Raw genomic sequence first — 8,688 nt, forward strand, 5'->3', positions numbered from 1 at the left:
TCCAATGACGTTGTCGGTGGACTCGCGCATCTCGACGCTCCTCCTGCGGCTGGCTTCCATCGCGGCGAGCATCGGCGTCCTCGTCGGAGCCGTCGTCCTGGTGGGCGGCTGGGGCTTCGGGGTCGAGGACCTGACGGTCCTGGTGCCGGGCATGCCCGCCATGGTGCCGGGGACGGCGGCCGGGCTCATGCTCACGGGCACGTCCCTGGGGCTGCTGTGCCCCGCCAGCCCGTCACCGCTCCGGCGGGGGCTGGGCCGTGTCTGCGCCGCCCTGGCCAGCCTCCTCGGCGTGCTCGTGGTGGCCGACTATGTCTTTCATCAGCGATGGCTCGATGGGCTCTTCGTCTGGCTGACGCCCCTGGGGGCCGGGCCCCGGCTTCCCTCGCCCCAGACGGCGCTCTGCTTCATCCTGCTGGGCCTCGCCCTGGTGCTGCTGGACGTGGAGACGCCGCGGGGCCGCCGGCCCGCGCAATACCTCGCGCTCACCGTGGCCCTGCTCTCCTGGACGGCGCTGATTGGCTATGGCACGGGCGCCTCCCAGCTCCATACGTTGCCGGGGCTGCCCGCTGGAATCGGCATGGCCCTGCACACGTGCACGGCCTTCTTCGTCCTGAGCCTGGGGACCCTGGGGGCCCGGCCCACCCACGGGCTCATGCGCACCCTCACGGGAACGCACGCGGGCAGTGTCATGGTGCGCCGCCTGCTGCCGCCTCTGCTGCTCGGCCCCTACGTGGTGGGCCACCTGTCCCTGCTGGGGACGCGCGCCGGCCTCTACTCCTCCAGCACGGCCTTCGCCCTCGTCACGGGCATGCTGACCTTCATGGGGCTGCCGTTCCTCTGGTCGGCGTCCCGCAGGCTCAACCACGCCGGGCTCGCGCTCGAGGAGGCCTGGCGCACCGAGGCGCTCCAGCGCGCCTGGCTCATGAGCATCATCGAGCAGATGCCCGACGGCGTCCTCATCCTGGACGAGCAGGGGCACATCCTCGTGGCCAACGCGGCCGCCAAGTCCCTGTGCGTCAGCGACTCCGACGGGGTGGATGCCTTTGGCAACCGGTTCCTCTTCGAGCTGCGCAGGCCCTCCGGCGAGCCCCTCCCGTGGGAGGAGGTGCCCTTCGTGCGGGCGGTGACCCGCGGCGAGCTGGAGGCGGGAGTCGAGCTGTCGCTGTGGACGCGGGACGGGCGGAGCGTGCCGGTGCTGGTGAGCGCGACGCCCATCCAGGGGCGCCAGGGGACGCCGGGCGGCGCCGTCTCCATCTTCCGCGACATCACCCCGCTCAAGGAGCTGGAGCGCCAGCGCGAGGAGTGGACGTCGGTGGTGGCCCATGATCTGCGCCAGCCGGTGAGCGTCATCGCCCTGGCGCTCGATGCGCTGCGCAACGACACGCCCGAGGGCCCGCCCGCCGGGCAGCAGGAGCCCTTGCAGTGGATAGATACCAGCGTGGGCAACCTCCGCCGGATGATCGAGGATCTGCTGGACGCCTCGCGGATTGAAGCGCGGCAGTTGCGGCTGGAGCGGCAGCCGGTCTCGCTCACGGAGCACGTGCACGCGTGCGTCCGGCGGATGGAGGGACAGGCGCGGGGCCGTCCCATCCGCGTGACCGCGCCGGACGAGGCGCTGACGCTGGGAGATCCGCTGCGCATCGACCAGGTGATCACCAACCTGCTCTCGAACGCGGTGAAGTACGGCACGCCCCAGACGCCCATCGAGGTGGAGGTGACCCGGCTGGAGGAGGGGCTGCGGGTGTCGGTGACCAACGAGGGCCCCGGCATCCCGCCGGAGCAGCTGCCCCAGTTGTTCCGGCGCTTCCACCGCACGCCGGGGAGCCACAAGCAGGCGGCGGGGATCGGCCTGGGGCTCTACATCTGCAAGGGGCTCGTCGAGGCGCACGGGGGCCGGCTCTGGGCCACCAGCACCCCGGGCCGCAGGACGACGTTCTGCTTCAGCCTGCCGGAGCTGGAGCGGGCGGGGCCGTCGTCCCTGGCCTCGTCGCGGACCCACTGAGGCCCACCGCCGCGCGGGCTCAGCGCAGGGGGCGCTTGAAGCAGTAGGTCGCGGCCGCCGAGGTGGTGAGTCCGCTGTTGTCGACGGTGACGAGCTCCCAGCCCTGCTGTCCCGCGGCCTTGAGCTGCGCGGTGATGGCCTCGACCTTGGGATTGCCGAGCCCCCAGTTGGGCTCCATGCAGTAGTAGTCCCAGCGCGGAGTGCCCGGGTCCGTCTGGGCGAGCGCGGGGGGGAGCCACTGCACGCGCGAGGCGGCGCAGCCGGCGAGGAATACGAGTGCGAGCAGGAGGTTGCGGCGACTCTCGGTCTTCATGTGTCTCTCTCCTCGGAAGGGCCGGGGTTGGAGGGGCCCTGGGAGCCCGGTACCCTACGGCATCCATGGCTCAGCCCCTCTCTCCGTCTCCGTCCTCTCCGCCTCCGGCCACTCCCCACGAGGTGGGCTCGCCCGAGGGCGGTGCTCCGCGCTTCGGCTGGTTGCCCACGCCGGGCTCGTGGAAGTTCCACCTGCTGTTGAGCGCGGTGGCCATCTTCGTGCTCGGGCCGCTGGGGGGGATTGCCGCCTCGTACATGAACTTCAGCCTGGGCTTCTTCGTGGGCGGGCAGGTGCTGGCGGGCATTCTCGGCAGCGCCGTCACCTACGGCTACGGCCCCGAGGGCAAGCACGGCGCCAACTACATGCAGACGATGGCCGCGTCGGTGGCCTCCATGTGCGCCATGTCCGTGCTCATCCAGGCCATGGTGTGGCTGGGCATGCCGCAGCCGCCGGCCTGGCACCTGATGCTCTTCGTGGGGTGCGTGGGCATGTTCGGCGTGGGCGTGGGCATGCTCTACACGCCGCTGCTGGTGGACCGGCTGCAGCTGGACTACCCCTCGGGCTACGCGGTAGCCAACATCCTGCGGGCGCTCACGGACAAGCGGCTGCTGAAGGCCTCCATCGCCAAGCTGGGCGGAGGCACGGGGCTGGGGGCGGTGGTGGCGGCGCTCACCGAGCGCGTGGCGGCCGTGGGGGCCTCGGGCCTGAGCGCGTCCACCATTGGCGCGGGCATGGTGGTGGGCAGCCGCATCACCGTGCCGGCCGTGGTGGGAGGCCTCATCGGGTATGCCTTCACCCCGTACCTGCGGAGCATCGGCTGGCTGGGGGCGGACGAGCCGTTCCGCAAGATTGGCTTCCTCATCGGCCTGGCGATGATCTGCGGCGCGGCGGTGGTGGACCTGTCGCTGCTGGCGGTGCAGGCGGTGGACCGGGTGCGCAACCGGGCGAAGGTGGCGGCGGACGAGGTGCCCGCGTGGAAGCAGGTGAGCCTGCCGAAGCTGTTCGGCTGGGTGGGCTTCTGGGCCGTGGCGGTGGTGGGGGTGGCCACGCGGCTGTTGGAGCAGCCCCTGGGCTTCATCCTCTTCGGGCTCGGGCTGTCGCTGCTCTTCGTGCTCGTCAACGGCATCGCCTACGGCATCACCGACCAGAATCCCATCTCCAGCGCCTTCGTCATCTCCGTGCTGTTGATGTCGCTGCTGGGGCTGAAGAACCCGCTGGTGGGGGTGATGGCCGCGAGCATCCTGCTCATCTCCACCTCGGTGGGCTGTGACATGCAGCAGGACCGCTCCACGGGCTGGCGCCTGGGCACGGACCGCACCCTTCAATTCCGCTACCAGGTGATTGGGATCGTCATGGGCGCGGTGCTGTGCGTGGGCCTGGCGCGCGTCTTCATGAGCGCCTACCCGGTGCTGGCCATCAACCAGCTGGACAACCCGGGGGCGGAGGTGGGGCAGTGGAGCTCGGCGATGACGTACAAGTTCGTGGGCGCCATCCGCAGCCTGGGCTCGCTGTCGGAGCACACGGTGAAGGCGCTGCTCTTCGGCCTGGTGCTGGGCTTCGTCATCGAGGTGGCGCGCAAGCTGCTCAAGCGCCACGCGCGCTACCAGGCCTTCCTGAAGGGCTCGCGCGCGGGCTACGCGGTGGGCTGGACGATGGACGCGGTGCTGCTGTCGAGCCCGTATGCCTCGTCCTTCGGCGGCTTCGTGAACCTGCCGGCGGCGCTCTGGTTCGGCGCGGGCGGCATCCTGTCCTCGCTGTGGAACACGCTGACGAAGAAGGCGGCGCCGCACACGGCGGGCTCGCCCGGTGAGGGAGCGGCCCTGCCCGAGGACATGAGCACCACCTCACTGGTGGGCGGCGGGCTCATCGCGGGCGAGTCGCTCTACTTCCTCTTCGTGGGCCTGGCCGGGCTGCTCGCGCTGCTCTGGTAACGGGGCACTGCCTGAGCGCCCCATTCGCGCACCCACCCAGAGAGCCCCATCCGCGCACCCACTCCCTCGCCCTCCGGGAGAGGGTCGGGGTGAGGGTGCCTCGGGCCCCGGGTTGCACCGCACTTCTGTAAATCCTGCCGATGTACTTCTTACCGACTCTGGCCTCGTCCCCCGGTGCCGGTCCCGCCAAACCCCTGGAATCACAGGCCTCTGTGCCCGGAAACCCGCTGGCACGCGGGATGCTCTAGCTCATCCACGTCAGGTCGGTGGGGCGGGACGGGTGGGGCGGGTAGGACGGGCGGGTGGGGCAGGACGGGCGGGTCGGTCGAGGGCGGCGGGTAGGGGTTGGGGGGGTTGGGGGGAGCAGTACGGAAGGGTGGAAGGGTCGTGCTTCTTCGGGGGTAGTACTGGGGGTAGTGCCGTGGGGAGGAGCTGCTTGGGGGCGGCTCCTCCCCGTTTTTTTTGGGGGCGCTGGCTCAGCCGCGCTTCTTGAGGACGTCGCCCTCGGCGGACAGCTCGTAGACGAGCGGCACGCCGGTGGCGAGCTCCAGGCCCACCACCTGCTCGCCGGTGAGCTTGTCGAGCTTCATCACCAGGGAGCGGTTGGAGTTGCCGTGGGCCACCACGAGCACGTTCTTGCCCTGGCGCAGGTCGCCGCTGATGGCGCGCTCGTAGAAGGGCAGCACGCGCCTGGCGGTCATCTCCAGGGACTCGCCGTTGGGGGGCGGGATGTCATAGGAGCGGCGCCACTTCTTCACCTGGTCATCGCCCCAGCGCTTGGCGGCGTCCTCCTTGTTGAGGCCCTGGAGGTCGCCGTAGTGGCGCTCGTTGAGGGAGGCGTCGCGGATGATGGGGATGCGCTGGCCGAGCGACTCGAGGATGAGGGCGAGCGTCTCCTGGGCGCGGGTGAGGGCCGAGGTGTAGGCCACGTCGAACTGGAGGCCCTTGAGGGACTCGGCGGCCTGGCGGGCCTCGGCGCGGCCCTTCTCCGTCAGGGGTACGTCCACGAAGCCGGTGAAGCGGTTCTCATGGTTCCACAGGGACTGTCCGTGTCGGACGAGAGCGAGGATGGGCATATGCGCGCCCCCTACTTCAACCCGGGAGGCGCTGTAAACCGTCTCATGGGTTGGCGGCGCAGTCCCCCGAGGCGGGCGCGTCCACCGACAGGACGAGCCGGGGCGCCCACTCGAGGCGCACGTGCTCCTTGGAGGCGAAGTCCACGCCGTTGCGGGACTCGTTGACGAGCGCGAAGCCGTAGGTGCCGCCGCCCTGCACGAAGGACGTCACGTCGTACTCCACGGAGCTGCCATGGGGCACCTCGCCCACGTCCCCCAGGGGAGGGCCCATCACCGAGGGCCGCTGGCTCCACGTGACGGAGTCCTCGCTCCAATCCGTGGTGGCCGGGTAGAGCCTGGGGCCGTCCGAGCTGCCATCCATGGCGTAGAGGCGCAGCGTGGCCTGCCGCACGGGGCCCGGCGGGGTGGGCACCTCGAAGCGCAGGAAGGCCGAGCGCCGGGAGAGGTTGTCCGCCACCAGCTTGCGCTCGGCACCGGAGACGGGCTGCTCCTGCCCCTCTTCCACATACGCGTCATCCGTGGGGGCGACGTACACCCGCCGCGGCTCCACGGCCGAGGACTCCTGGCACCGCGCGTTGTCCGCCGCCTCGCTCGGCGTCTCCCCGCCGCACCGGGCGAGCAGCACCAGCGCCGCCCACCCGGCAACACCCCTGACACCCCAGCGCACACCTTGCTTCATGTTCCCCCCTGATTCCCGTGGGGCAGCGCTGCACCGGCGATGCCAGCGGGAGGGCGCCGGACAAACCCGATTCGTCCGCGAAACCCCGTGCGCGAGGGGTGGTGGCGCGCTCACTTCGGGAAGGTGTGTTGCCCTCGGGGTGCAGGAGCGGGAGCAGCGTGGGGTGTGGCGGTGACTGCTCCGCACCATGGGGCAGGGGCGTGTGCGGCACCGGACGGGTTCAGCACCCGAGCCGTCCAGCAGAGCGCCGGCAACGTCCGGCTGCATGCCTTCACCTTCGCTTCCAACCATTCAAACACATATCAGCTCGCGGATTGCCACGGCCCAGCCGTCGTCCTCATGACCCGCGTCGAATGACGCAACCCGGCATGCTCCAGGGGCCTGAGCAGGCACGGTACACTGTGCGAGCCGTCATCCTTCCCCCGGAGATACCGATGTCGCGCCCCCCCCACTGCCTCGCCGTGCTCGCGGCGCTGGTCTTCCTCTCCGCGTCAAACGCCTCGGCACAAACCCTCCAGGAAGGGCCACCGCCGCAGCACCGGCTCGTGTACCGCAACCTGATGGTGGCCCGCCTCAACCCCCTGGGCCTGCTGGAGGAGGCGCGGATCAACTATCGCTACCGGCTCTACCGCAGTGAGTCACCCGCGCTGCGCGACAACTTCGTGAGTGTCGGCCTCGCGCCCGCGCTCAGCCCCGCCTTCGGACGGCTCGGGGTGGTGGTGGAGCTCCAGCCCCTGAGCATCCTCCAGCTCTGGGGCATGTATGAGTTCATTGGCAACTTCGGCACCTTCCGGCAGCTGCAATCCTTTCCCTCGGCGCTCTCGAACTTCAGCGACACGGAGCTGGATGCCCTTGATCGGCTCCCTTCAGGAGACACCCGGAGGCCCTATTCCAACATGGGCTCGCAACTCACGCTCGGCGCGACGCTCCAGTTCAAGGTGGGTCCGGTGGTGGCGCGCAGTCTCTTCCGTCTGGTCCGTCCCGACATGTCCCTGCGCGAGGGGAACCGCGTCTTCTATGACATCTATTACGACGTGCTCGCCCCCAATCAGGGGTGGTATTTCGTCAACGACGCCGACGTGCTGTACCAGACGGGGCGTGGCCTCACGATCGGGCTTCGGTGGGCGTCCTCGCACGCCTTCTACGGTCCGAGCCACTTCTCTCCCAGCGAGCCCCAGGAGAATCTCAACACGGCCCACCGCGTGGGCCCCGTGGTGGCCTACACCTTCGCGGAGCGGGACGGCGCGCCCTTCAACTCGCCCACCGTGCTGCTGATGGTCAACTGGTGGCTCGTCCACCGCTACCGCACGGGCGCGGACGCCTCTCCGTTCTTCCCGTACCTGGCGCTCGGATTCTCCTTCTCCGGCGACCTGATGCCGGTGCCCTCGCCCTCGGAGCGGTAGGCCCGGCGCCCAGGGGCGAGCTGGACGGAGACCCGTGAGCGCTGTCCCCAGCGCTTCACCTCTGGCCTGGCCACCACGCCCTTGCTGCCGCTAGCAACGGCGGCTCAGAAGCACTGGGCCCTGCCGCCGACCCCCCAATGGGCGGAGGTGCCACGGAGGTACCAGGAGCCCGTATCGGAGTAGATGCTGAGCGACTCATTCATGCTGTCGAACTGTCCCGTCATGTACGACAGGGCGCAGGACCGGCCCGAGGTGGTGCCCAGGTGCGTGGGGTAGCCCTGGGTCTGGTTCCAGCCCTTGCTACCACCGCTGGCCGGCACCGAGACGCACCGGGCCCTGGCGTATCCCGTTCCCGACTGGGAGTCGCCGAACAGGTACCACGAGCCTCCGTTTGGATAGACGTAGACCCAATCCGCCGTGCTGTTGAAGGCTCCACCGACGCGCGAGAGGAAGCACACCCGGCCCGTGGTCGTGCCCAGGTTCTTCGGCAATCGATCTCCCGCGTTCCAGGTGTACTCGCCGCCGAAGGTGTCACCGGCGGGCAGTCTCGCGCATCCGGCCCTGGCACTCGTCCCTCCAGACCCGCCGACGTACCAGCTGCCTCCCGCCGTGAACACGTGGACGGAGTCGGCGGCGCTGTCGAACCTCCCTTGGATACGGGTGAGGAAGCACACCCGGCCCGTGGTCGAGCCCAGGGGGGAGGCGGGCGCGGGAGCCGTCCAGTTGTCTCCGTGGCTGTAGGGCAGCTCTTCCTCGATGATGCCCAGCTCGGATTGGGGCTCGAGGCCCTGAACACTCTGCTCGTCTTGCAGGTCCTCGGGGCCGCAGCCCACCAGGGACGCGGTCAACGGCAGGGCAACGAAGAGGTGCTTGAGCTTGAACATGAAAGCCTCCTGGAAATGTGGGGGAAAGGCGAGAGACAAACTAAACCCTCCCTTCCAGGAAACCAGGCAGGCATGACCTGTCTGTCATCGGGTGGATGCGTGTTCAGCCCTCAGGGCAATCCAAAAGCCTTCCCGTGTATGGATTGACGGAAACCTTTCCGACAATCTCGATTCTTGGCAGATGAGATCCGGGCCTGCCCATCTCCCGGAAGCACTCGTGGGTCCTGGATGGCTCAGCGCGTCTCGGTTCGCATCCGGCTTGCTGTCCCTCGAGGCCACGCCGTTGCGCAGCGAGCGGGCGCGCTTGAGCAGTGACACGAACTCCTCGCGCTCGGCGTTGCCGGCGGGCGTGGCGGCCCGGGCGATGTCGAGCACCTGGTCGAAGCTCCAGCGCTCGGCG

Annotated in this window: 7 protein-coding genes; 3 read left to right on the top strand and 4 right to left on the bottom strand. The window is 69.6% G+C overall.

The features are described from left to right. Positions 1-4: 4 nt before the first annotated feature. Positions 5-2,002: a PAS domain-containing sensor histidine kinase gene (locus AC16DP_RS23810; protein ID WP_329733872.1), complete on the top strand. Its 1,998-nt coding sequence runs from the start codon at positions 5-7 to the stop codon at positions 2,000-2,002. Positions 2,003-2,021: 19 nt separating this feature from the next. Here the strand turns inward: AC16DP_RS23810 and AC16DP_RS23815 are convergent, their stop codons facing one another. After that, positions 2,022-2,315, bottom strand: a complete 294-nt coding sequence (locus tag AC16DP_RS23815; protein WP_329733871.1) for a hypothetical protein — start codon at positions 2,313-2,315, stop codon at positions 2,022-2,024. Positions 2,316-2,380: 65 nt separating this feature from the next. On the opposite strand from AC16DP_RS23815, the gene AC16DP_RS23820 reads away from it, so the two are divergent. After that, positions 2,381-4,246, top strand: a complete 1,866-nt coding sequence (locus tag AC16DP_RS23820) for an OPT/YSL family transporter (RefSeq protein ID WP_329733870.1) — start codon at positions 2,381-2,383, stop codon at positions 4,244-4,246. A 476-nt stretch (positions 4,247-4,722) separates the two neighbouring features. On the opposite strand, the gene AC16DP_RS23825 is transcribed toward AC16DP_RS23820, so the two are convergent. Together AC16DP_RS23825 and AC16DP_RS23830 are read right to left on the bottom strand one after the other, a co-directional pair. Beyond that, positions 4,723-5,322 carry a 2,3-bisphosphoglycerate-dependent phosphoglycerate mutase gene (locus tag AC16DP_RS23825; protein WP_329733869.1) on the bottom strand — a complete coding sequence of 200 codons (600 nt, stop codon included), beginning with the start codon at positions 5,320-5,322 and terminating at the stop codon, positions 4,723-4,725. Between the two features lie 43 nt (positions 5,323-5,365). After that, on the bottom strand, positions 5,366-6,001 hold the full coding sequence (locus AC16DP_RS23830; RefSeq protein ID WP_329733868.1) for a CBM96 family carbohydrate-binding protein: 636 nt from the start codon (positions 5,999-6,001) through the stop codon (positions 5,366-5,368). A 434-nt stretch (positions 6,002-6,435) separates the two neighbouring features. Between AC16DP_RS23830 and AC16DP_RS23835 the strand changes: the two genes are divergently transcribed. After that, the gene (locus AC16DP_RS23835) at positions 6,436-7,404 is read left to right on the top strand and encodes a hypothetical protein (protein ID WP_329733867.1); all 969 of its coding nucleotides are present in this window, start codon (positions 6,436-6,438) and stop codon (positions 7,402-7,404) included. A gap of 104 nt (positions 7,405-7,508) precedes the next feature. Here AC16DP_RS23835 and AC16DP_RS23840 read toward each other — a convergent pair whose 3' ends face one another. Beyond that, entirely contained in the window at positions 7,509-8,288 is a 780-nt protein-coding gene (locus tag AC16DP_RS23840; RefSeq protein ID WP_329733866.1) for a hypothetical protein, read from the bottom strand. Between the last annotated feature and the right edge of the window lie 400 nt (positions 8,289-8,688).

This window comes from Archangium sp. (assembly GCF_057119385.1).

What these genes read in the sequence shown, in the direction of transcription:
- AC16DP_RS23810 (WP_329733872.1), top strand. Translation starts at nt 5, where the DNA reads ATGACGTTGTCGGTGGACTCGCGCATCTCGACGCTCCTCCTGCGGCTG.
- AC16DP_RS23815 (WP_329733871.1), bottom strand. Translation starts at nt 2,315, where the DNA reads ATGAAGACCGAGAGTCGCCGCAACCTCCTGCTCGCACTCGTATTCCTC.
- AC16DP_RS23820 (WP_329733870.1), top strand. Translation starts at nt 2,381, where the DNA reads ATGGCTCAGCCCCTCTCTCCGTCTCCGTCCTCTCCGCCTCCGGCCACT.
- AC16DP_RS23825 (WP_329733869.1), bottom strand. Translation starts at nt 5,322, where the DNA reads ATGCCCATCCTCGCTCTCGTCCGACACGGACAGTCCCTGTGGAACCAT.
- AC16DP_RS23830 (WP_329733868.1), bottom strand. Translation starts at nt 6,001, where the DNA reads ATGAAGCAAGGTGTGCGCTGGGGTGTCAGGGGTGTTGCCGGGTGGGCG.
- AC16DP_RS23835 (WP_329733867.1), top strand. Translation starts at nt 6,436, where the DNA reads ATGTCGCGCCCCCCCCACTGCCTCGCCGTGCTCGCGGCGCTGGTCTTC.
- AC16DP_RS23840 (WP_329733866.1), bottom strand. Translation starts at nt 8,288, where the DNA reads ATGTTCAAGCTCAAGCACCTCTTCGTTGCCCTGCCGTTGACCGCGTCC.